A 21,475-nucleotide genomic window follows, 5' to 3' on the forward strand; every position below is an offset into this window, starting at 1 on the left:
TTGCCGTGCGCTGATGCGCTTGCATCTTCAAACGTGCGCGAACGTTATGGCTTGCGGCAATATCCAGCCATTTAAGCTTATATAAAAATTAACGCATCTTCTGCAAAGCTCTAAAGTATGACTTATGGGCGCTTCGCACTTGCGGAGCGTGACAGGCAATGATTGCCGTCCGAGCATGCGCTCGCGATTCCCCATTGTTCCAAATTGTTCGATGCACTCAGCCGACGCGCGATGTCGCCGCCGGTGGGAGGAGTGGTGTATGGAAGGCCGGAACCCGCATGTTTATTGACAGGATTCTTTCCCGTTTCAGGATCAAGACCAAGGTCCTTATCTTCGTCTTGCCGTTTGTTTTAAGTATTTCCGCAGTTGGCTTCACCGGCCTTTACGCGTCCGGCCTGCTTCAGGGCCGAATGGAGATCTCCAACAGCGTCCTTCAGTCGCTGAGCGGCTTCAAGGATCTCTTCGGCTCCATGGATGACTTTCTGCGTGTGACCAACGAGGAAGCACGCGACAAGCTTTACGCCGATGTCGCCACCCAGCATGCGACGCTCAACGCCACGCTGAAGCAGATCGGCGACAATGCCGGCCGCGCCAATTTGCAGGCCGCGACCGATGGAACCTCGCGCATCTCCGATACCGTCGGCAAGCTCTGGACCCTGCACGAACAGGAAGTCGCCCTGCGCAAGTCCATCGACGAAGCCCAGAAGGTGATGATCTCCAGCCGCTTCAACGTCAATTACGACGCCCAGCAGCTGCAGGAAAATATCCGCAACGACGAAGGCAACGCCACCGCGACGCTGCGCGCCGCCGATCGGCTCCTGAAGGGCGGCGACGCTCTGGCGGCCGTGATGGCCGATTTCGGCAAGGCGCAGCTGCCGGCCGACAAGCTCAAGGTCGTCACCGACGCGTTCCCCGGCATCCTGAAAGCCCAGCGTCTGATCGAGATTTCCGTTCCGCAGAACCAGAAGAGCATGACGCAGTCGCTGTCGCAGACGATCAGCGACGTGAAGGCGCAGGCGACCGCCGCCGACGCCGGCACCGATGAGGCGATCGCCAATCTCGGACGCCTGGTCTCGCGCTTCCGCCAGATGTCGACCTACACCCAGCTGACGGCGACGCAGATGATGCGGGCCGCCACGACCACCTTCGTCGAGCTCGACAGCCGCATCGCCCAGACGAATTCCGTACTGGAAGATACGCGACGCCTCGAAAGCGCGATCTATTCGCTGCAGCTGGTGCTCGGCGAATTCGCCGCCAAGCCCGACAAGGACAACCGCGTCCGCCTGCAGCAGGAAATCGCCACGCTCGGCACCAACCTCAACACGTTGCTCGCCAGCGCCAAGGGCATGAATTTCGCCGAGGACATCGTCGCGGCGATGTCGCCGGCGCTTGCCTCCATGGCCAAGGATGCCGAGAGCCTCGTCGCCACCATCGACCAGCGCGTCGCCGACTTTGCCTCCGCCCGCCAGCAGCTGAACGCCGTCTGGGGCGAACTCACCGCCTTCGCCGAGCTGCAGAAGCAGACCGCCGGCGCCGAACGCACCCAGGCCAACGGCATCTCCGTTCTCACCACCGGTCTTGGCATCCTGTTGTCCGTCGTCGGCGGCATCGCGTTGGTGCTGACCCTGCAGCGGCCGATCGGCCAGATCACGTCGGCGATGCGCCGCATCGCCGATGGCGCGCTCGACACCAGCATCAGCGGCGAGCAGCGTCATGACGAAATCGGCGACATGGCCCGCGCGCTCGGCATCTTCAAGGAAAACGCCATCTCCAAGATCCGTATCGAGGAGCAGAGCGACGAGGAGCGCGCCGCATCCGAGCACGAGCGCCAGCGCAACGACGCCGAAAAGCGCGAGATGGACCGCCAGATCGAATTCGCCGTCAACGCGCTTGCATCTGGTCTCGAGCGCATGTCGCAGGGCGACATCTCGACCACGATCGACACGCCCTTCATCGGCCGCCTCGAACAGCTTCGCCAGGATTTCAACGGCTCGATGATGCGCCTCCAGGCAACCATGAGCCAGATCCGCGACAACGTCGAGATGATCCAGGGCAACGGCAACCAGATGGCCCAGTCGGCCGAGGATCTCGCCAAGCGCACCGAAAACCAGGCCGCTTCGCTGGAAGAGACCGCCGCCGCCGTCGATCAGATCACCGTCACCGTGCGCTCGTCCGCCGAGCGCGCAAAGGAGGCCGATCAGGTCGTGCGCCAGGCCAAGCGCAGCGCCGACGACTCCGCCACCGTCGTCAGCAACGCGATCGACGCGATGGGCCGCATCGAGGAAGCCTCGCATCAGATCGAACAGATCATCGGCGTCATCGACGAGATCGCCTTCCAGACCAACCTTCTGGCATTGAACGCCGGTATCGAGGCCGCGCGCGCAGGTGAGGCAGGCAAGGGCTTTGCCGTGGTCGCCATGGAAGTCCGCGAACTGGCGCAGCGCTCCGCTGCCGCGGCCCAGGAGATCAAGGGGCTGATCAACAAGTCGACCAACGAGGTAAACTCCGGTTCGCAGTTCGTGCAGCAGACCGGCACGGTCCTGGCGAAGATCAGCACCCAGATCGTCGCCATCAGCGAGCATGTCGAAGTCATCGCCCGCGCCAGCCACGATCAGTCCGGCGCGCTGCAGGAGGTCAACACGACCGTCAACCAGATGGACCAGATGACCCAGCAGAACGCCGCGATGGTCGAGGAGACCACGGCCGCCAGCCGCGAGCTTGCCAACGAGGCCGACGCTCTGCTCCAACTCGTCAGACAGTTCAAGATCGATAGCGGCAGCCAGGAGCGGGTCTACCGCGCCGCCTGATCGCGCCCATCATATTCGAAAAACATGCGATGGCTCCGGAAACGGAGCCATTTGCATGTCGTTCAGTGGGCGGATGCAGGAAATTACCCGTGCATTCTTGCTGCTCAAAGCATGATATTCGTCAGTTTCGCTGCAATTTATCTTAAAACTTTCCGATTAATTTCGCCCCGGATTATACGTCAGGGGTGTTTCTATGCTTCATTTCTTCTCAGCTTCTATTGTCCGGCAAATCGTCGCGATTACGATTGCTCTTCTTGTCTTCAGCACGGCTTCGATTGTTTCTGTAACATACTACAATCTTGGCGCGTATGTCATGACCAGCGCGGTCACCGACGCCAAGGACGCCAGCCGCGCCATGGCGGTGCTCTACGCGGCCGGCGATCCGGCGGCGAAGGTCGATGTTCGCGACAACAAGCTCGTCGCCGTTAGCGAAGAGAAGCTGCCATCGTCGCTCGGCGACCACGCCCTTGTCGATCGCACCGCCGCTTCCATCGCCGGCTACGCCACGGTGTTCGAGCGTCAGGGCGGCGACTATGTCCGCGTCTCGACGAACGTGAAGAAGGAAAACGGCGAGCGCGCCGTTGGCACCAAGCTCGCCGCCGATCATCCGGCGCAGGCGGCTCTTGCCAAGGGTGAAGCCTATTACGGCCCGGCCGATCTCTTCGGCAAGAAGTTCATGACCGGATATTTCCCGGTCAAGAGCAGCGCGGGCTCCACCGTCGGCGTCCTCTTTATCGGCATCCCGATGGAAGTCTACTACAGCAGCCTGCAGCAGCTCCTGACCCTGGTCGTCGGCGTTGGTCTCGCCGTCCTGCTGATCGTCGGCATCATCGCCTATGTCGCGATCCGCGCCACGATCCGCCCGCTCGAAACCCTGACAGGCGCCATCAACACGATCTCCTCGGGCAATCTCGATACGAAGATCCCCTGCACCGACAAGGAGAACGAGTTCGGCGCGATCGGCAAGGCGCTGGCCCTGTTCCAGGACGGCGCCCGCGCCCGGCTCACGCTGGAAACGCAGGCGGCCGAGCAGCGCGCCCTGAGCGACGAGGAACGCAGCCGCAACGACGCCGAAAAGCGCACGCTCGACGATCAGATCCAGTTTGCCGTCAGTGAACTCGCCGCCGGCCTCGGCCGCCTGTCGCGTGGCGACGTCTCGGAAATGATCAGCACCCCGTTCGTCGGCCGGCTCGAGCAGCTGCGGGTGGATTTCAACGCCTCGCTCGAACGCCTGCAGGATACGCTCTCGCGCATCCGCGACAACGCGACGACCATCCACCGCAATTCCGGCTCCATGCTCGCATCGGCTGACGAGCTTTCCAAGCGCACCGAGGCGCAGGCCGCCAGCCTGGAGGAAACCGCCGCGGCCGTCGAGGAAATCACCGTTACCGTCCGCTCGTCGGCCGAACGCGCCCGCGAGGCAAACAGCGCCGTCATCGTCACCAAGAAGACGGCGGACAGCTCGAGTGTCGTGGTCGGCGATACCGTCGCCGCGATGGACCGCATCGAAGCAGCCTCCAAGCAGATCGAACAGATCATCGAGGTCATCGACGACATCGCCTTCCAGACCAACCTTCTGGCGCTGAACGCGGGCATCGAGGCGGCACGCGCCGGTGAGGCCGGCAAGGGCTTTGCCGTCGTCGCCATGGAAGTGCGCGAACTCGCTCAGCGCTCGGCCGATGCCGCGCGTGAGATCAAGAGCCTGATCGAGACCTCGACCAGGGAAGTCGCGGCTGGCTCCGGTCTCGTGCAGAAGACGGGGGCGGTTCTCGCCTCGATCAGCAGCGAGATTATCGCGATCAGCAAGCACGTCGAGACCATCGCCACCGCCAGCGCCGACCAGTCGGCGGCCCTGCAGGAAGTCAACAGCTCCGTCAACGCGATGGATCAGATGACGCAGAAGAACGCGGCGATGGTCGAAGATACGACCGGCCAGAGCCGCCAGCTGGCAAGCGAAGCCGACGCGCTCATGTCGCTGATCCAGCAGTTCCGCATCGATGCGTCTTCGGCCCCGCAGCAGGTTCGTATGCGCGACGCCGCCTGATCGCCTTGCTGTCAGGTTTCATCATCGAAGGGTCGCCCGTCGGGCGGCCCTTTTTCGTTCGGAACAGGGCGGATTTGGGGCTGGTCAGCTCCGGCCCGCGACGATGACCGGGATCAACAGATCCCCCCAGTTGCCATCGCCGCCGTGATGGCGGGCCGAGCGGACGATCTCGACCGAAACGCCGGCATCGACCGCCTTCATGACCGACTGGTTCAGCCGGTGCAGGTCGTTGGCGAGCATGCGGATCATGCCTTGCTGATCCGGCGTCATGCTGGTGGATTGTTCCTCGGCGCGTTCCTTGACGCGTGCAAGCGTGGGCATGGCTTTCTCCTCCTTCGGTTGACGTTACTCGGCTGCCGGCTTGAACTGTGCGTGTTCGGTGGATTCCCGCATCGCGGTGGTCGAGGACCGGCCGCCTGATATCGCCATCGACACGGCGTCGAAATAGCCGGTGCCGACTTCGCGCTGGTGCTTGGTCGCCGTGTAGCCGTTTACTTCGGCCGCGAATTCCGCCTGCTGCAGTTCCGAATAGGCGGCCATCTGCCGGTCCCTGTAGCCACGGGCGAGCTCATACATGCCGAAGTTCAGCTGGTGGAAGCCTGCCAGCGTGATGAACTGGAACTTGTAGCCCATGGCTCCAAGCTCGCGCTGGAACCTGGCGATCGTCGCGTCGTCGAGGTTCTTTTTCCAGTTGAACGACGGCGAGCAGTTGTAGGCGAGCAATTTGCCCGGATGCACCTTGTGCACGCCCTCGGCGAACCGTCTTGCCTGCTCCAGATCCGGTTTCGAGGTCTCGCACCAGACCAGGTCGCAATGCGGCGCGTAGGCGACGGCACGCGCGATGCAGGGCTCCAGCCCGTTGCGGACCTGATGGAAGCCCTCGACCGTGCGGCCGGCATCGTAATCGACGAAGGGCTGGTCGCGCTCGTCGATATCGGAGGTCAGGAGCTTGGCGGCTTCCGCGTCGGTGCGGGCGATGACGAGTGTCGGCACCCCCATGACGTCGGCGGCAAGGCGCGCGGCATCGAGGTTGCGGATATGGGCGGCGGTCGGGATCAGAACCTTGCCGCCGAGATGGCCGCATTTCTTTTCCGACGCCAGCTGGTCCTCGAAATGGACCCCCGCGACACCGGCTTCGATATAGGCCTTCATGATCTCGAAGGCGTTGAGCGGCCCGCCGAACCCGGCTTCCGCATCGGCGACAATAGGCGCGAACCAGGTATCGACCGAAAGCTCCTTGTCTTCCGAGGTCTCGATCTGGTCGGCGCGCTGCAGCGTTCTGTTGATCCGCTTGGCAAGCTCCGGCCCGGCATTGGCAGGGTAAAGCGACTGATCGGGATACATCGCCGACGCCGTGTTGGCATCGGCCGCGACCTGCCACCCCGAGAGATAGATCGCCTTCAGCCCGGCGCGGACCATCTGCATGGCCTGGTTGCCGGAAAGCGCGCCGAGTGCGTTGACGAAGTCGTCCTGATGCAGCAGCTGCCAGAGGCGGTTGGCGCCCATTTCTGCGAGCGAGTAACGAAGCTCGACCGATCCGCGCAGCCGTCGCACATCATCGGCCGAATAAGGGCGTTCGATGCCGGCAAAGCGGTTGGCGGGAATATTCCGGTGGAGCTTGTCAAAATCTGTCATGTCTTCCTCCCTGCATAACATCATGGCCGGTCTGGCTGATTGACAGGATTTACAAGTCAGCAGGAAATGGCCAGAGTTATCTGGAGAAGTGCGATGGAATAGGGGTCGCGATGCAAAGAACGTGACAAGTTGCGTCAGTAAATTTGTCAAGTTTTGTAAATTCTGTGACCCGGATACTCTGTAAAGGATTGTCACATGGCTGAGCGCAAGGTGTTTGCCGGTCCCAGGGTTCGCCGCATCCGAAACGGTCTCGGCGTCACGCAGGCGGCCATGGCCGGGGCGCTGGAGATCTCGCCGTCCTATCTCAATCTGATCGAGCGCAACCAGCGCCCGCTGACCGTCCAGCTGCTGCTGAAGCTTGCGGCGGTCTACAAGGTCGATCTGGAGGAGCTGCGCGCCGAAAGCGGCGGCAGCTTGGGCCAGTTGAAGGAAGTCTTCGCCGATCCGCTGTTATCCGGCGAGCTGCCGGGCGATCAGGAACTGGTCGAAGTCGCGGAAGCGGCGCCTAATGCGGCAAGTGGCGTCATCAAGCTCTACCGCGCCTACAAGGAGCAGGCCGCGCGCCTCTCCGATCTAACCTTGCTCAGCGCCGGCGAGGGGCAGGTGCCGCTGTCGGGCGCGCGGCTGCCGGCCGATGAGGTGCGCGATGTGCTGGAACGCCGCTCGGCCTATTTCCCGCGCATCGAGACGGCGGCCGAGGCGTTCCTGCATGCGCTCGCCGATCCCCGCGATATCATCTCGACGTTCAAGGAGTGGCTGCGCGCCGAGCGCGGCATCGGCGTTCGCGTTCTGCCCATCCACGTCATGCCGGATCTGCGCCGCCGTTTCGATCGTCACTCCATGCGGCTGTTCATTTCCGAGCGCCTGTCGCCGGCCGATCAGGCGCAGGAGATCGCCATCGAAGTCGCGACGCTGGCGCTGCGCGAGGCGATCCTGGGCGAGCTCGAAGGCCTGATGCTGTCCGCCGAGGAGGCGAGGCGCATCGCCCGCTTCGAGCTCGCGCGCTATGCGGCACTGGCGCTGACGATGCCCTACGCGCCCTTCCTCGCCGCTGCCCAGGCGGCTTTCTACGACATCGATATCCTGCGCGTCCGCTTCAACGTCTCCTTCGCGCAGGCCGCAACCCGGCTGACCATGCTGCAGCGCCCCGGCGCCTCGGCGGTCGCCTTCTTCACGATGGAAATCGACGGCGCCGGCCACCGGCTGCGGCGCGCCGGATCGCAGGGCTTCCCGCATCGGCGCTTCGGCGGCGACTGTCCGAAGCTCAACGTTCATGTCGCGCTCCTCCAGCCCGGGCAGATTCTGGCCGAGACGGTCGAGATGCCGGACGGTGCCCGCTATCTCACCATATCGCGAACGCTGGAGGGACCGAACGCGCCGTTCGGGGAGCGCGTCCGCCGCACCGCGCTTCTCGTCGGTTGTGATGCCTCGGCCGGTGAGGGAACGGTCTACGGTCAGGCGGTCTCCACGCAAAAGGCGATCACGGCGGGCTCCGGCTGTCGTCTTTGCGAAAGGCGCGGCTGTCTCTCGCGCGCCGAGCCGCCCGTCACGAGGCCGCTGGGGCTCGATGAGATGGTCTCGGGCCTCAGCAGCTTCGACGTCTAGCTACTGTGTCTCGTCAGGGCGAAATCATTGAGAGTGCAGGATTTTGCGCTTGTCGGCTTCGGAAATCCTTTCTAGTCTGCAACCAAAACCAGAGGGAGGGCAGCCGCGGAAAACGATGCCCAAACAAAAAGCAGGAGATAGCATGAGGTCAATTCTCGTTAAGCTCGCGGCCACAGCTCTCGTGGCGGGGCTTTCGGCCACGCCGTCCGTTGCCGATGATCGCGTCGTCAACGTCTACAACTGGTCCGATTACATCGACAGTTCCATCCTCGAGGATTTCACCAAGGAAACCGGCATCAAGGTGGTCTACGACACCTTCGACAGCAACGAGACGCTGGAAGCCAAGCTTCTGGCCGGCGGCACGGGCTACGACGTCGTGGTGCCGACCGTCTCCTTCATGCAGCGCCAGATCGCCGCCGGCGTCTATCAGAAGCTCGACAAGTCGAAGCTGCCAAACCTCGTCAACATGTGGGACGTGGTGATGAAGGGCGTCGCTTCCTTCGATCCGGGCAATGAGTACAGCGTCGATTACATGTGGGGCACCACGGGTATCGGCTACAATGTCGACAAGGTGAAGGCGGCGCTCGGCACCGATGAGAAGCCCAATTGGGATGCGCTCTTCGATCCCGCCAAGGCCGCCAAGCTCAAGGATTGCGGCATCTACATGCTGGACTCTCCGACCGACGTCATCCCCTCCGTGCTCGCCTATCTCGGTCTCGATCCGAACAGCACGAAGACCGAAGACCTGAAGAAGGCGCAGGAAGTGCTGCTGTCCGTTCGCCCCTACGTGCGCAAGTTCCACTCGTCGGAATACATCAGCGCGCTTGCCAATGGCGACATCTGCATCGCGCTCGGCTTCTCCGGCGACGTCTTCCAGGCCCGCGACCGCGCCACCGAAGCCAATGCCGGCGTCAAGGTCGATTACTCGGTGCCGAACCAGGGCGCGCAGATCTTCTTCGACGTCTTCGGTATCCCGAAGGATGCGCAGCATGTCGAGGAAGCGCACGCTTTCATCAACTACATGATGAAGCCCGAGGTTGCCGCCAAGGCATCGAACTACGTCTTCTACGCCAACGGCAACAAGGCCTCGCAGCCGCTCCTGGACAAGGCGGTGATCGACGACACGGCAATCTATCCGACGCCGGAGGTCATGGCGAAGCTCTTCACCGTCCCGCCGCTTGATGCGAAAGCGCAGCGTGCCGTGACGCGACTGTGGACGACGGTCGTCACCGGTCAGTAATGCACTGATCTGCCCGAACCATCAGGTTCGGGCATTTCTTTTCGTGGCGCATCGGATCAGGTCAGTTTTCGGGGAAAAATCATGAAGTCACTCGGCAATATTCGCCGTTCCTTTGCGCCTTGGGCCGATCCGGCCGCCAAGCCGTTCATCTCGGTCAAGAACGTCACCAAGCGCTTCGGTGATTTCACCGCCGTCGACGACCTGTCGCTCAATATCTACCACCGTGAGTTCTTCGCGCTGCTCGGCGCTTCGGGTTGCGGCAAGTCCACGCTGCTGCGCATGCTGGCCGGTTTCGAGCAGCCGACCTCGGGCGAGATCATCCTCGACGGCACGGACCTTGCCGGAACCCCGCCCTACAAGCGGCCCGTCAACATGATGTTCCAGTCCTACGCGCTCTTCCCGCACATGACGGTCGAAAAGAACATCGCCTTCGGCCTCCGCCAGGATGGCATGGGCAAGGACGAGATCGGCGAACGCGTGCTGCAGATGCTGAAGATGGTGAAGCTGGAGAAATTCGCTTCCCGCAAGCCGAACCAGCTTTCCGGCGGCCAGCGCCAGCGCGTGGCGCTCGCCCGCTCGCTTGCCAAGCGCCCGAAGGTGCTGCTGCTGGACGAACCGCTTGGCGCGCTCGACAAGAAGCTGCGCGAGGAAACCCAGTTCGAGCTGATGGACCTGCAGCAGAACCTCGGTCTCACCTTCGTCGTCGTCACCCACGACCAGGAAGAGGCGATGACCATGGCCGACCGTATCGCGGTCATGAGCCACGGCAAGGTCGTCCAGGTGGCGACGCCGGCCGAGATCTACGAGGCGCCCAACTGCCGCTTCGTGGCCGATTTCATCGGCGACGTGAACATTTTCGACGGCAAGGTCACGGCGTCTAATGCCAACGGCGTCGAGATGTCTGTCGACGAGAACCTGACCATCAGGCTGTCGGGCGCCGAGCCCCTGGCCGTCGGCAGCACCGCCGGGTTCGCCATCCGCCCCGAAAAGCTGAGGGTCAGCCGCACGCCGCCGGCCAATCCCCGCATCAACGCCGCCTCGGGCGAGCTCTGGGACATCGGCTATCTCGGCGACATGACCGTCTTCCATGTGAAGCTGAAAAGCGGCAAGGTCGTCAAGGCGTCGTCGCTGAACGCGCAGCGCGCGGTCGATGATCCCTTCGTCTACGATCAGGAAGTCTGGGTCACCTTCGCCGAGGACGCCGGCGTTCTGTTGAAGGATTGATGCTATGGGCAAGCTCGGATCATCGGTCTACAACCGCCTCGTCATCATCATTCCATACGTCTGGCTGCTGCTCTTCTTTCTGGCGCCGTTCTTCATCGTTTTCCGCATTTCGCTGTCGACGACGGCGATCGCCATGCCGCCCTATGATCCGGCCTTCTCATTCTCCGACAGCTGGGCGGACGTATGGGACAAGATCGCCACCTTCTCCTTCGACAATTACAGCTACCTGATCGACGACCCGCTCTATTTCAACGCCTATGTCTCCAGCGTCACCATCGCCGGCATCTCGACGCTGCTGACGCTGTTGATCGCCTATCCGATCGCCTATGGCATGGCGAATGCGCCGCGCAGCATCCGGCCGACGCTGCTGATGCTGGTCATCCTGCCGTTCTGGACAAGCTTCCTGATCCGCGTCTACGCCTGGATCGCCATCCTGAAACCGGAAGGGCTGCTGAACCAGCTACTGATCTCGCTGAACATCATCGACAGTCCGCTGATCATCCTCAATACCAACATCGCGGTCTATATCGGCATCGTCTATTCCTATCTGCCCTTCATGGTGCTGCCGCTCTATTCCTCGCTGGAGAAGATGGACGGCACGTTGATCGAGGCGGCGCAGGATCTCGGCTGCCCGCCCATATCGGCCTTCTGGCGCGTCACTTTCCCCCTGTCGCTGCCGGGTGTCGTCGCCGGCTGCATGCTGGTCTTCATTCCCGCCGTCGGCGAGTTCGTCATCCCCGATCTGCTCGGCGGATCGCAGACGCTGATGATCGGCAAGACGCTGTGGAACGAGTTCAATTCCAACCGCGACTGGCCGGTATCCTCGGCCGTGGCCACCATCCTGCTCCTCATTCTGGTGATCCCCATCGTGTTCTTCCAGAATGTGCAGGCCAAGGCCGACGAGCAGGGGAGATAGGCCATGATGAAATGGACCCGCTTCAACGTCGTCTCGGTCGTTCTCGGCTTCGCCTTCCTCTATCTGCCGATCGTGCTGCTCGTCATCTTCTCGTTCAACGAATCCAAGCTCGTCACCGTGTGGGGCGGCTTCTCGACCAAGTGGTACGTCTCGCTCTTCAATAACCAGGCGCTGCTCGATGCCGCCTGGGTGACGCTCAGGGTCGGCGTTCTCTCGGCCACCGCCGCGACCGTCCTCGGCACGCTCGCCGCCATCACGCTGGTCCGCTACACCCGCTTTCGCGGCCGCATGCTGTTTTCCGGCATGGTCTACGCGCCACTGGTCATGCCCGAGGTCATCACCGGCCTGTCGCTGCTGCTGCTCTTCGTGGCGATCGGTTTCGACCGCGGCTTCTGGACCATCGCGCTGGCGCATACGACGCTCACCATGTGCTTCGTCGCCGTCGTCGTGCAGTCGCGCCTGCTGAGCTTCGACCGGTCGATCGAGGAAGCGGCGCTCGATCTCGGCTCGCCGCCGGTCCGCACCTTCTTCGAGATCACGCTGCCGATCATAGCGCCCGCCGTGGCATCGGGCTGGATTCTCGCTTTCACCCTGTCGCTCGACGATCTCGTCATCGCGAGCTTCACGTCGGGACCGGGCGCCACCACCCTGCCGATGAAAATCTACAGCCAGGTGCGTCTCGGCGTCACGCCCGAGATCAACGCGGTCTGCACCATCCTGATCGGCATCGTCGCGGTCGGTGTCATCTGCGCATCCGTCATCACCAAGCGGCGCGAAGTGCAGCGCGAGCGGGATGAGCGGGCAGCGGCGAACGCGCCATGATTATTTCGTAGCGCCCTGTTGCTGCTGCTTTTGTTGGTTGCCCGGCAGTGCCGAAAGAACCGGATCGGGCCAGGAACCGCCGACGAAGAACGGCAGGGCCGGAAAGGCCGCATCGTTGGCGGGGTCCGTCGCGGCGATCTTGCCGGAGAGCGCGAGCCCGCCTGATTTGTAGGGAATGACGCCCGACAGCGTGATCGTCTCCTTCGGCCCTTCGATCAGGCCACGCCGGATTTGCGCCGCCCCGTCATCGAGATCGGCCTCGATGTCGAAGCGATCGAACGCGAAGGCCCGATGCGAGACGGCATTCAGCGAGAAGAAATCCGCCTTCGCCGCTTCGCTGCGCACCGCATCGGAATCGAACCCGGGCAACGAGCCCGCCTGTGCGCGGAAACGGATATTGCCGGTCACGTCGGCCGGCCCCGCCTTCCAGATAGGCAGCGCGGTGCTGACTGCGAGGTCGAGCGAACCTGTTGTCAGCGGCAACGGACCCTGCAGGTTCAGGCGTTCGATCAGGCCGGCGAAATCCGCGCCCCGGATCGACATCTGCAGCTTGCCGCCGCCGTCGAAGTCACCGCGCTTGGCCGCGATATAGGCGGTCAGCGCCCCGCCTTCGAACTGGCTGTCGCCGATATCGAACCGTGCTTCGTTGCTGGAGACGATAATGCTGGCGCCGACATTGGAGAGCTTGAAGGGCACGAGATCGGCTTGCCTGGCGGAAAGCCGCAGGTCGATGTCAAGGGCCTGCAACGCTCCGCCCTCGGGCGCGCCACGGTCCTCGCCGGCGGCAAGCCGGACCACAAATGCGTCGAACAGGGATTTGAAGTTGATCTGGTCGAAGGCCAGCGTACCGCCGAGCTTGGGACGCTTTCCCGGCATAAAGCTCACATCCATCGCGCCACGGGCGCTTGAACCATTCATGCCCAGGCTGACATTGTCGAAACGGAAGCCATTTGCCGCCGAGATCACGTCGCTATCGATCGAAAACGCCTTCAGCGTCGCGGCATCCGGCAGCGCTTGCCCGGCCCATGTCAGCAATGCCGGAAGGTCCGGAATGCCGAGAGACATGCTGCCCTGCAGGTTGAAAAGCCGCGCGATGTTCGCCACGCCATCGAACTTGGCTGTTACCAGCGTCGAGGTCAGCGCGGCCTTCAGCGGCGCGTTCTTGCCACCGAACGCCAGCAGCGGGCTGCGCGAGGAAAAGTCCAGCTTGATGTCGAGGCCGTTCATTCTGGCGATCAGAACCGCGGTGAGCGGGCTCGACAGGCGCGGCCAGCCGATATCGGCGGTGACGCTGTCGAAGCGGTAGGTCTTGCCGCTGGCGACATCGGCCACGTCAAGGGTGCCATCCTCGACAGTGATCGTTCCGATGTCGGCGTCGAGCGCCGCGTCGAGCGTTTCCTCGCCGTTCTGCTCCCTTGCGCCGATGATTGCCTGGGCCAGTTGGCCTTCATCCGTCCAGTCGATGGTGCCATCGCGCTCGCGCGTCAAAAGCAGGTTGGGCCGCAGTATATTGAAATCGTGGAAGCTCGCCTTGCCCCTGAAGGCATCGATCAGGCTGAACTCCGCCGAGATGCTTTCGATCGTGCCGAAAAGCTTGTTGTCGCCATCCTTCTGGCGAACGGTGATCTTGTTGATGGTGATGCGCGGTGTCGGCCAGAACTCGATCACCGGGCGCCCGGAAATCTCGGCGCTGTAGCCCGTCCATCGCGACAGCGAATCCTCCATGCCGGAGCGCACCAGGCCGGTCGAGATCACGTAGGGTCCCGCCACGCGCAGAGAAACGAAGACGGCGAGGAAGACCAGCAGCGAGATCGTCGCGACGCGGGCGACACCCGGCAGCCAGCGGTTGACCGGCCTGATTTTTATCCGCCATGGCGGTGGTCGGGACGTACCCATGCGTTTCGCCAGTCTTTCGACGTCTGCCCGTTAATGTACTGAAATTCCGGATATATCAAATGCCGGGCGGTTGCAAATATATAGCCGGGTGGCCTGGTTGGCCGCCACCTTTATCCGTCTTCATGGCGTGTTATATAGGTTGGCAACAAGAGGAGTTCTGCATGCGTGACGATAAGCCACTCTGGATCCCTTCGCGAGCCTCGGTCGAAGCCAGCCCCATCTTCGCGTTCATGCAGAAGTGCAACCGGGACTTTGGTCTTTCCCTGTCCAGTTATGGCGAGTTGCATGCATGGTCGGTCGCCGATCGCGGCGGATTCTGGACGGCGGTCTGGGAGTTTTGCGCTGTCAAGGGAGAGCGCGGCGAGCGCGTGCTTGTCGACGACGCGGTCATGCTCGACGCCCGCTTCTTTCCCGACGCGACGCTGAACTTCGCCGAAAACCTGCTCTCGGGCGAGGGAGCCGGGGATGGAACAGCTGAGGCGATCATCTTTCGCGGAGAGGACAAGGCGCAGGACCGCTGGAGCTGGGACAGGCTGCGTGCGCTGGTTTCGAGGCTGCAGCAGGCAATGCGCGCCGAGGGCATAGGCCCGGGCGATCGCGTGGCGGCGATGATGCCGAACATGCCCGAAACGGTGGCCTTCATGCTTGCCGCCGCCTCGATCGGCGCGATCTGGTCATCCTGCTCTCCCGATTTCGGCGAGCAGGGCGTGCTCGATCGTTTCGGCCAGATCGAGCCGAAGCTGTTCGTCACCTGCGACGCATACTGGTACGGCGGCAAGCTGCAGGACATCAGGGAGAAAGTGGCCGCGGTCGCAGCCAAGCTCGGCATTCCCACCGTCGTCGTGCATTATGCCGGCAATGCGGAGGATGTCGCCCGCGCCGTATCGGGCGCTCGAACGCTGGACGTCTTCGTCGAGGGCCATACCGCCCGCGCGGTCGAATTTACCCGCCTTCCGTTCTCGCATCCGCTCTACATCCTGTTTTCCTCGGGCACCACCGGCGTTCCCAAGTGCATCGTGCACTCGGCCGGCGGCACGCTGCTGCAGCACCTCAAGGAACATCGTCTGCACTGCGGTCTTGGCGCCGGCGAGAAGCTCTTCTATTTCACCACCTGCGGCTGGATGATGTGGAACTGGCTGGTATCCGGGCTTGCGGTCGGCGCCACGCTCTGCCTGTTCGACGGCTCGCCCTTCGCGCCCGATGGCAACGTGCTCTTCGATTACGCGCAGGCAGAACGGTTCGCGGTCTTCGGCACCTCGGCGAAATACATCGATGCCGTGCGCAAGAGCGGCCTCACGCCACGCAGTTCACATGATCTCGCCAGCCTGCGTCTGATGACCTCGACCGGATCACCGCTGTCACCCGAAGGCTTCACCTTCGTCTATGAGGGCATCAAGGAGGACATTCAGCTTGCCTCCATCTCCGGCGGCACCGACATCGTCTCCTGCTTCGTGCTGGGCAATCCCATGCAGCCGGTCTGGCGCGGCGAAATCCAGGGGCCGGGGCTCGGCCTTGCCATGGACGTATGGGACGACGACGGCCATCCGGTGCGCGGCGAAAAGGGCGAGCTGGTCTGCACCAAGGCATTCCCGTCGATGCCGGTCATGTTCTGGAACGACGGCGATGGCGCCAAATATCGCGCCGCCTATTTCGAGCGCTTCGACAATATCTGGTGCCACGGCGATTTCGCCGAATGGACGGAGCATGACGGCATCATCATCCACGGCCGCTCGGACGCGACGCTCAATCCGGGTGGGGTGCGCATCGGCACGGCGGAGATCTACAATCAGGTCGAGCAGATGCCCGAGGTCGCCGAGGCGCTCTGCATCGGCCAGGACTGGGATGACGACGTCAGGGTCATTCTCTTCGTTCGTCTGGCATCCGGCGTGACGCTGACCGATGAACTGGTCAAGTCAATCAAAGCGCGAGTCCGCAGCGGCGCGTCGCCACGTCACGTCCCCGCCAAGATCATCGCGGTCGCCGATATTCCACGCACCAAGTCCGGAAAGATCGTCGAGCTCGCCGTTCGCGAGATCGTGCACGGCCGGCCGGTGAAGAACAAGGAAGCACTCGCAAATCCGGAAGCTCTTGATTTGTTTTCTAAAATAGAAGAACTGCGCGTCTGATTCATTAAAATGATAGCGAAACTACAATATATGACCGTGCAGAGCTTCGTGGCTCCGGCAACCTTTCGTTAAGAAAGCCTCGTCAAAGGTAAATGTAACTTGGGGCTGCATATGAACGAGGCAGCTTGGAGCCTTCGCTCCCGCAACATGATGTTAGACCGCCTAAGCCCTTGTTGAACAGCACCCAAATTTCAGGCAGCCCTTTGGCTGCCTTTTTTCTTAGCTTGCCAGAACCCGCTGTGACGGAAACGCGATCTCGACGAGCGTCCCTTCATTGGGCGTCGAGCTGATCGCGAAGATCGCCCTGTTGGCATCGACCATGGCCTTGGTAAGCGGCAGGCCGAGGCCCGTGCCTTCTCCGCGATGGCGCGATTGCGTCGAGACCTGCCGGAAGGGCTTCATCGCCTGGTCGAGTTCGCTGCGGGTCATCCCCACGCCGGTGTCGCGAATGCGAAGCACGACGCTGCCATTCGCCTCGTAGGAGGTCGATACCACGATCTGCCCGCCCGATGGCGTGAAACGGATGGCGTTGGACAGGATGTTGAGCGCGATCTGCTTGATCGAGCGCAGATCGGCGACCACATCGGGGACGGCATGCGAAAGCGCCGTGCGGATGATCACCCGCTGGCTGTTTGCCTGCGGCTGCAGCAGTGCCACCGCTTCCGAGATCGCTTCGTTGAGATTGATCGCGTCGAAATCGAGATCCATCTCTCCCGCTTCGATCTTGGAAATATCGAGCAGGTCGTTGACGATATCGAGCACATGCCGGCCGGAGCGGCCGATGTCGTTGGCATATTCGACGTAGCGCGGGTGGCCGATCGGCCCGAACCGCTCGCCGGCCATCATGTCGGAGAAGCCGATGATGGCATTGAGCGGCGTGCGGATCTCGTGGCTGACGCGGGCGAGGAAATCGGTCTTGTGGGCGTTGGCGGTCTCGGCGGCGCTCTTTGCGCCGCGCAATTCGTCCTCGGTGCGCTTCCACTGGGTGATGTCGCGGATCACGGCGCAGTAGCCGCTGGAGGAGGTCAGGCGTCCGAGCGTCATGAACAGCGGCACGAAGCCGCCCGATGCCTCGCGGCCGATCACCTCGCGTCCGTCATTGAGGACGCTGGCGACGCCGTGGCTGGAAATGCCGTTGATATAGTCGAGCACGGCCTTCTGGCTCTCATGCGCGAACAGCATCACGAAAGGTTTGCCGCGCGTATCGTCCTCGTCGTAGTTGAAGAGCGCGCTGGCGGACCGGTTCATCGACCGGATGTCGCCATCGGCGCCGATCACCACGACGCCATCGGTCGCGGTCTCGAGGATCGACCGCAGTTCCTCGACTTCCACCTGTAGCTTGGCGACCTTTTCGATCATCCGGTCGGCAGCGCGCCCGTCTGTGGGCGGAGCGACGTCCGGGGCAGGCGCCGGCCGCTCGCTGACGACAGGCATCAGCGCCAGCATCAATGCCGTGCTGTCTTCCCAGCGGATCGACTGGAGGCGCGCCGATACCGGCACGAGGTCGTCTTCCATGGTCACGAGCATCATGCCGTCATGACGCGCGCTGACGTCTGCGATGTCGTCGCGCTGGAGCAGCGCATCTATGCCGCCGACATCGGCCAGATCCTGCAGCGAATTGTAGCCCGTCAGGCGCATGAATTCGGGGTTGGCATGGATGAGCTGGTCGCCGGCATGAATGAGCACGGCGACCGGCAGCTGATCGATCATCCCGGCCGAGAAGCCATCGGTCATCTTCACCCGGGGCGGAATGAAGCTCGCCAGGATATCCATCTGGCTGACGGTCTCTTCGAGACCTTCGGTCACGTCGTCGCTGTCGTCGTTCGCCGTATCCGGCGTTTTGCTGAGCGGTTCGTCCGGCGACTGCTCGGAAGAGGAGGGGACCTCGGCGTCACTGAGTACAGCGTCGTTGTCTGCGGTGTCGTTGGCTACCTGCTGCTCAGCCTCATCCGATCCAGAGACCTCGGCGCTGTCCTCGTGCTGATCCGTCGTCTCGGCAACGACCTCATCGCCTTGCGATGCGTTGTCATTGATAAGGTCCGTTCGAGGTGCCTCGTCGATCGCCTTCTGCGCCTCGTCAGCCGCTGGCTTCGTCTCGCCATCCTCGTCCGACGTATTCACGCCAAAAGCCTCAAGACGCTTGGCGATCTCGCGGAAATTCGCCTGCTCGGCGTTTGTCAGGCCGGGGCCGACGCCATGCAACTGCACGATCTTGTCGGTCAGTCGGCGGTTCGGCGTTTCGACGATGCGCAAAACCGGCGGTTCGGCGCGCGGTGTTTCCACGCTCTGCGTTGGCGCCGGAGCAGGCGTATCGTCTTTAATGGAATGCTCTTCCTCGTCAACGAGCGAGTCCATGCCCGCATCGGCAGCGTCCGTCGTCGCCACGGAAGCGGGCGCTTCGTCGATGTCGTCCTCGGCAAGCGTCTCTTCCGCGAGATCATCCGTCACGGTCTCGTCGTTCAACTGATCGAGCGCGTCGTCGTAGGCGATGCCGTCGGGGCCGAATGTCAGGCCGAGCGCCAGCGGATCTTCCGCCGCGTCGGACAGGCGCACGACGCCGAAGCCGCGGAAGCCGTCGAATTCGCGGCTGCGCGTATAGGTCGGCAGCGCCGCCAGATCGACCGGGACAGCGAGGCTCGTACCCTCGATCGGCCAGTGAATGGTCTTGCCCGACCAGGTGTCGCGGCGCGCCAGCGCCTCGGAGATCTTGCCCTCGGGATCGAGGTTGAACAGCGCCGACACATCGCTGAAGGCGATGCCGATAATGTCCGCCGCATGCGGGCCGACAGCCTCCGCGAACTCGCTGGAGACCTCGCTGAAATGACCCTCGGCATCGATCTTCCAGACAAAACGGGTCGCCCGGCTGTTCGGCTTGAAGACGAAGCGGCCGTTCTCGACCCCCTGTACGACGTCGGAAATTGCCTCCGCCCCGGCCGCTACCACTTCCGCCTCATCATCAGGACCGGCGGCATCGGTCTCCGGATCGGCTATGTCGGCCTGTGCTTGATCGGCAACCGCCTCGTCTTCGGCGAGCTCGATAGCCGCCGGCGGCTGTTCGGGTTGCGCGCTCACATCATCGGGCTCGAAAGCCGCGATGTCGTCATCGGCAACCGTCTCGCCCGGATGGAACGCCTCGTCCGGCTCGCCATCATCGGTCGCCATCGCCTCTGCGACGCTCGCTGGCTTCTCGACAATCACAGGCTCCTCGCCGTCATCGATATCGTCGGCGGCGTTGTCCTCGGCAATCAATGTTTCTGGCTCAGGATCGGAATCCGCGAGGGTCTCGGCATCGCTGAACCCGGCCGTTTCCTCGCCCATACCGGGCCCCACACCGGCCCCCATGCTAGGCCCCAAGTCAGGCTCGATCGCGCCGGCCTCGAACGCTTCTTCATCGGCCGGCACCGTCTCCGCCTCGAAAGCCTCTGCCGCAACCGCCGAAGCCTCACTGACGTCGGTATCCTCAGCAATGGTCTCGTCTGGCGCGTCCTCGATATCCTCGATATCGGCGACGGCGTCGATCGCATCGGAGAATGTCGCGGCAGGGGCGGCGATATGGTTAACGGGGCTTGTGGATAAGTCGGGGGCATCGGTCGGGTCGAGACGCCCGAGCACGGTCTCCACCGCGAAGAGCAGGTAAAGCGCCGGCTCGACACTGATTCGCCCGACGGCGGCAGGCAGGTAACCCTTGCCTGTGGCGACCGGCCGCTTGATCAGTCCATGCGGATGCGCGCCGGCCATCGTCGCCAGCGCCTTGGCGGTGGGCTGCGTCACGCCGAGCGAAGGGAAACCGGGGGAGGCGGCAACGATCTCGCCTTCGCCGCCAATCACGGCCATATGCGTATCCGGATCGTCGAGCCCCTTCAGCATCTGCGCGGCCGATTGCTCCGTCGACAGCGCGCGGGTCGCGACCGGCAGCGACACGAGCACCGCCGCTTCGCCCGAAACGTCAATCAGTTCAACGGCGGCCTGCACGGCGACGCGCTGGAAACCCTGCGCGATGCGGATCATGAAATTCCTGCTATCGCCGATCCGTGAAAGCTGCCGGGCGGTCACCTCGAGCTGGCGGTAGGTGATATCGCCGCGATTGACGCCCTGATCGAGGAGATCATAGACGGCCGGATGGCCAAAAAGCTCGGCGCCCGAGCCGTTTGCCCAGAGCGCACGCGCAAGGTCCGCCGAGAAAAGCACCAGCGCTTCGCCACGGGCAAAGTGCTCCCGCACTCGCGGATGCACGGCGATGTCGATGAACGGATACTGGACTGCGGGCATCAGCGGACCTTTAGTCTTCGGGCCTGGCAAATTAACGGTCTATTAATAACGACAGGTCGCAAACCGGTCCAGCGCGACCAATGGCTTTCGGCCGAAAAGGTTAACGTCGGTTGCATCGCACAATCATGTTGCACTGCACAATAAAATGCGCTATATGATGGCCATCTAACAAACGAGGCTTTCACGATGCCGAGACCCAAGGAGCAAGCACCAATGGCGAAAATGGAAGACGTATTTTCTATCTCCTCTTTTGACCCCGCGAAGTTCGCTGACTCGTTTCGCGATTTCGCCGAAAAGGGTTCGCAGCAGTCGCGCGAAGCCTATGCCAAGATGAAGGCCGCCGGCGAAGAAGCCGGCAAGACGCTCGAAACCACCGTCCAGACGGCCCAGGCCGGTGCCGCCGAGATCGGCCATCAGGCCATCGGCGCGCTGCGCACCAACGCTGAGAACTCGCTGAGCCACATGGACGCGCTTCTCTCGGTCAAGTCCGTCGCCGAATTCTTCGAGCTGCAGACCTCCTTCCTGCGCAAGCAGGCGGAACTGACGATCGAGCAGGCAAAGGCCATGCAGGAAACCTCCAAGAAGGTTGCCGAAAATGTTGCCAAGCCGTCGAAGGAAGCAGCCGAAAAGGTCATGGCTTCCTTCAAGGCCGCCTGATTTTTGTCACCGACAAACGAAAAGGCTGGACCCTTTGTCCGGCCTTTTTGTATATTAAGGACAGATAGGGCTTGAATTAAATTTCAAGTCCCCGTATGTGAGCCCCGTCGCGCCAAGCGACGTTTGTGCGGTTGTAGCTCAGTTGGTTAGAGCGCAGGTTTGTGGCACCTGAGGTCGGAGGTTCGAGACCCCCCAACCGTACCATTCCCCACCACGACAAGATTAGGAAGCCGG

The 21,475-nt window shown here is 62.7% G+C and carries 13 protein-coding genes and 1 tRNA gene; 10 read left to right on the forward strand and 4 right to left on the reverse strand.

All coding sequences use genetic code 11. From position 1 onward, the window contains the following. Positions 1–278: 278 nt before the first annotated feature. The gene (locus tag GGQ67_RS11465) at positions 279–2,807 is read left to right on the forward strand and encodes a methyl-accepting chemotaxis protein (protein WP_183900295.1); all 2,529 of its coding nucleotides are present in this window, start codon (positions 279–281) and stop codon (positions 2,805–2,807) included. A 193-nt stretch (positions 2,808–3,000) separates the two neighbouring features. After that, positions 3,001–4,851 (forward strand): methyl-accepting chemotaxis protein, encoded by a 1,851-nt coding sequence (locus tag GGQ67_RS11470; RefSeq protein WP_183900296.1) that lies wholly within the window; start codon positions 3,001–3,003, stop codon positions 4,849–4,851. Between the two features lie 84 nt (positions 4,852–4,935). Here GGQ67_RS11470 and GGQ67_RS11475 read toward each other — a convergent pair whose 3' ends face one another. Together GGQ67_RS11475 and aceA are read right to left on the reverse strand one after the other, a co-directional pair. Beyond that, complete coding sequence (locus GGQ67_RS11475; RefSeq protein ID WP_018898479.1) at positions 4,936–5,172, reverse strand: SMc00767 family acetate metabolism repressor; 237 nt, start codon at positions 5,170–5,172, stop codon at positions 4,936–4,938. Between the two features lie 24 nt (positions 5,173–5,196). Beyond that, positions 5,197–6,486 carry an isocitrate lyase gene (aceA, locus tag GGQ67_RS11480; protein ID WP_183900297.1) on the reverse strand — a complete coding sequence of 430 codons (1,290 nt, stop codon included), beginning with the start codon at positions 6,484–6,486 and terminating at the stop codon, positions 5,197–5,199. 195 nt (positions 6,487–6,681) lie between these two features. Here aceA and GGQ67_RS11485 point away from each other — a divergent pair, with 195 nt between their 5' ends. The 5 genes from GGQ67_RS11485 to GGQ67_RS11505 all read left to right on the forward strand — a co-directional run bounded on the left by GGQ67_RS11485 (position 6,682) and on the right by GGQ67_RS11505 (position 12,293). Continuing rightward, positions 6,682–8,091 (forward strand): helix-turn-helix domain-containing protein, encoded by a 1,410-nt coding sequence (locus tag GGQ67_RS11485; RefSeq protein WP_183900298.1) that lies wholly within the window; start codon positions 6,682–6,684, stop codon positions 8,089–8,091. A 142-nt stretch (positions 8,092–8,233) separates the two neighbouring features. Beyond that, complete coding sequence (locus GGQ67_RS11490; protein ID WP_183900299.1) at positions 8,234–9,331, forward strand: polyamine ABC transporter substrate-binding protein; 1,098 nt, start codon at positions 8,234–8,236, stop codon at positions 9,329–9,331. A gap of 81 nt (positions 9,332–9,412) precedes the next feature. Continuing rightward, positions 9,413–10,555, forward strand: a complete 1,143-nt coding sequence (locus GGQ67_RS11495) for an ABC transporter ATP-binding protein (protein WP_183900300.1) — start codon at positions 9,413–9,415, stop codon at positions 10,553–10,555. A gap of 4 nt (positions 10,556–10,559) precedes the next feature. Further along, entirely contained in the window at positions 10,560–11,471 is a 912-nt protein-coding gene (locus GGQ67_RS11500) for an ABC transporter permease subunit (protein ID WP_183900301.1), read from the forward strand. Positions 11,472–11,474: 3 nt separating this feature from the next. Further along, positions 11,475–12,293: an ABC transporter permease gene (locus GGQ67_RS11505; RefSeq protein ID WP_183900302.1), complete on the forward strand. Its 819-nt coding sequence runs from the start codon at positions 11,475–11,477 to the stop codon at positions 12,291–12,293. On the opposite strand, the gene GGQ67_RS11510 is transcribed toward GGQ67_RS11505, so the two are convergent. Next, complete coding sequence (locus tag GGQ67_RS11510; protein ID WP_183900303.1) at positions 12,294–14,189, reverse strand: AsmA family protein; 1,896 nt, start codon at positions 14,187–14,189, stop codon at positions 12,294–12,296. A 161-nt stretch (positions 14,190–14,350) separates the two neighbouring features. On the opposite strand from GGQ67_RS11510, the gene GGQ67_RS11515 reads away from it, so the two are divergent. Then, positions 14,351–16,315 (forward strand): acetoacetate--CoA ligase, encoded by a 1,965-nt coding sequence (locus GGQ67_RS11515; protein WP_183900304.1) that lies wholly within the window; start codon positions 14,351–14,353, stop codon positions 16,313–16,315. A 219-nt stretch (positions 16,316–16,534) separates the two neighbouring features. On the opposite strand, the gene GGQ67_RS11520 is transcribed toward GGQ67_RS11515, so the two are convergent. Beyond that, complete coding sequence (locus tag GGQ67_RS11520) at positions 16,535–20,584, reverse strand: sensor histidine kinase (RefSeq protein WP_183900305.1); 4,050 nt, start codon at positions 20,582–20,584, stop codon at positions 16,535–16,537. A 213-nt stretch (positions 20,585–20,797) separates the two neighbouring features. Here GGQ67_RS11520 and GGQ67_RS11525 point away from each other — a divergent pair, with 213 nt between their 5' ends. Both GGQ67_RS11525 and GGQ67_RS11530 read left to right on the forward strand, forming a co-directional pair. Then, complete coding sequence (locus GGQ67_RS11525; protein WP_183900306.1) at positions 20,798–21,241, forward strand: phasin; 444 nt, start codon at positions 20,798–20,800, stop codon at positions 21,239–21,241. Positions 21,242–21,368: 127 nt separating this feature from the next. Beyond that, a tRNA-His gene (locus GGQ67_RS11530) sits at positions 21,369–21,445 on the forward strand. Positions 21,446–21,475 lie beyond the last annotated feature (30 nt).

This window comes from Rhizobium metallidurans (assembly GCF_014196505.1).
GTDB classification, from domain to species: domain Bacteria; phylum Pseudomonadota; class Alphaproteobacteria; order Rhizobiales; family Rhizobiaceae; genus Rhizobium; species Rhizobium metallidurans.

Coding starts and splice junctions, on each gene's coding strand:
- GGQ67_RS11465 (WP_183900295.1), top strand. CDS start 279: ATGTTTATTGACAGGATTCTTTCCCGTTTCAGGATCAAGACCAAGGTC.
- GGQ67_RS11470 (WP_183900296.1), top strand. CDS start 3,001: ATGCTTCATTTCTTCTCAGCTTCTATTGTCCGGCAAATCGTCGCGATT.
- GGQ67_RS11475 (WP_018898479.1), bottom strand. CDS start 5,172: ATGCCCACGCTTGCACGCGTCAAGGAACGCGCCGAGGAACAATCCACC.
- aceA (WP_183900297.1), bottom strand. CDS start 6,486: ATGACAGATTTTGACAAGCTCCACCGGAATATTCCCGCCAACCGCTTT.
- GGQ67_RS11485 (WP_183900298.1), top strand. CDS start 6,682: ATGGCTGAGCGCAAGGTGTTTGCCGGTCCCAGGGTTCGCCGCATCCGA.
- GGQ67_RS11490 (WP_183900299.1), top strand. CDS start 8,234: ATGAGGTCAATTCTCGTTAAGCTCGCGGCCACAGCTCTCGTGGCGGGG.
- GGQ67_RS11495 (WP_183900300.1), top strand. CDS start 9,413: ATGAAGTCACTCGGCAATATTCGCCGTTCCTTTGCGCCTTGGGCCGAT.
- GGQ67_RS11500 (WP_183900301.1), top strand. CDS start 10,560: ATGGGCAAGCTCGGATCATCGGTCTACAACCGCCTCGTCATCATCATT.
- GGQ67_RS11505 (WP_183900302.1), top strand. CDS start 11,475: ATGATGAAATGGACCCGCTTCAACGTCGTCTCGGTCGTTCTCGGCTTC.
- GGQ67_RS11510 (WP_183900303.1), bottom strand. CDS start 14,189: ATGGGTACGTCCCGACCACCGCCATGGCGGATAAAAATCAGGCCGGTC.
- GGQ67_RS11515 (WP_183900304.1), top strand. CDS start 14,351: ATGCGTGACGATAAGCCACTCTGGATCCCTTCGCGAGCCTCGGTCGAA.
- GGQ67_RS11520 (WP_183900305.1), bottom strand. CDS start 20,584: ATGCCCGCAGTCCAGTATCCGTTCATCGACATCGCCGTGCATCCGCGA.
- GGQ67_RS11525 (WP_183900306.1), top strand. CDS start 20,798: ATGGCGAAAATGGAAGACGTATTTTCTATCTCCTCTTTTGACCCCGCG.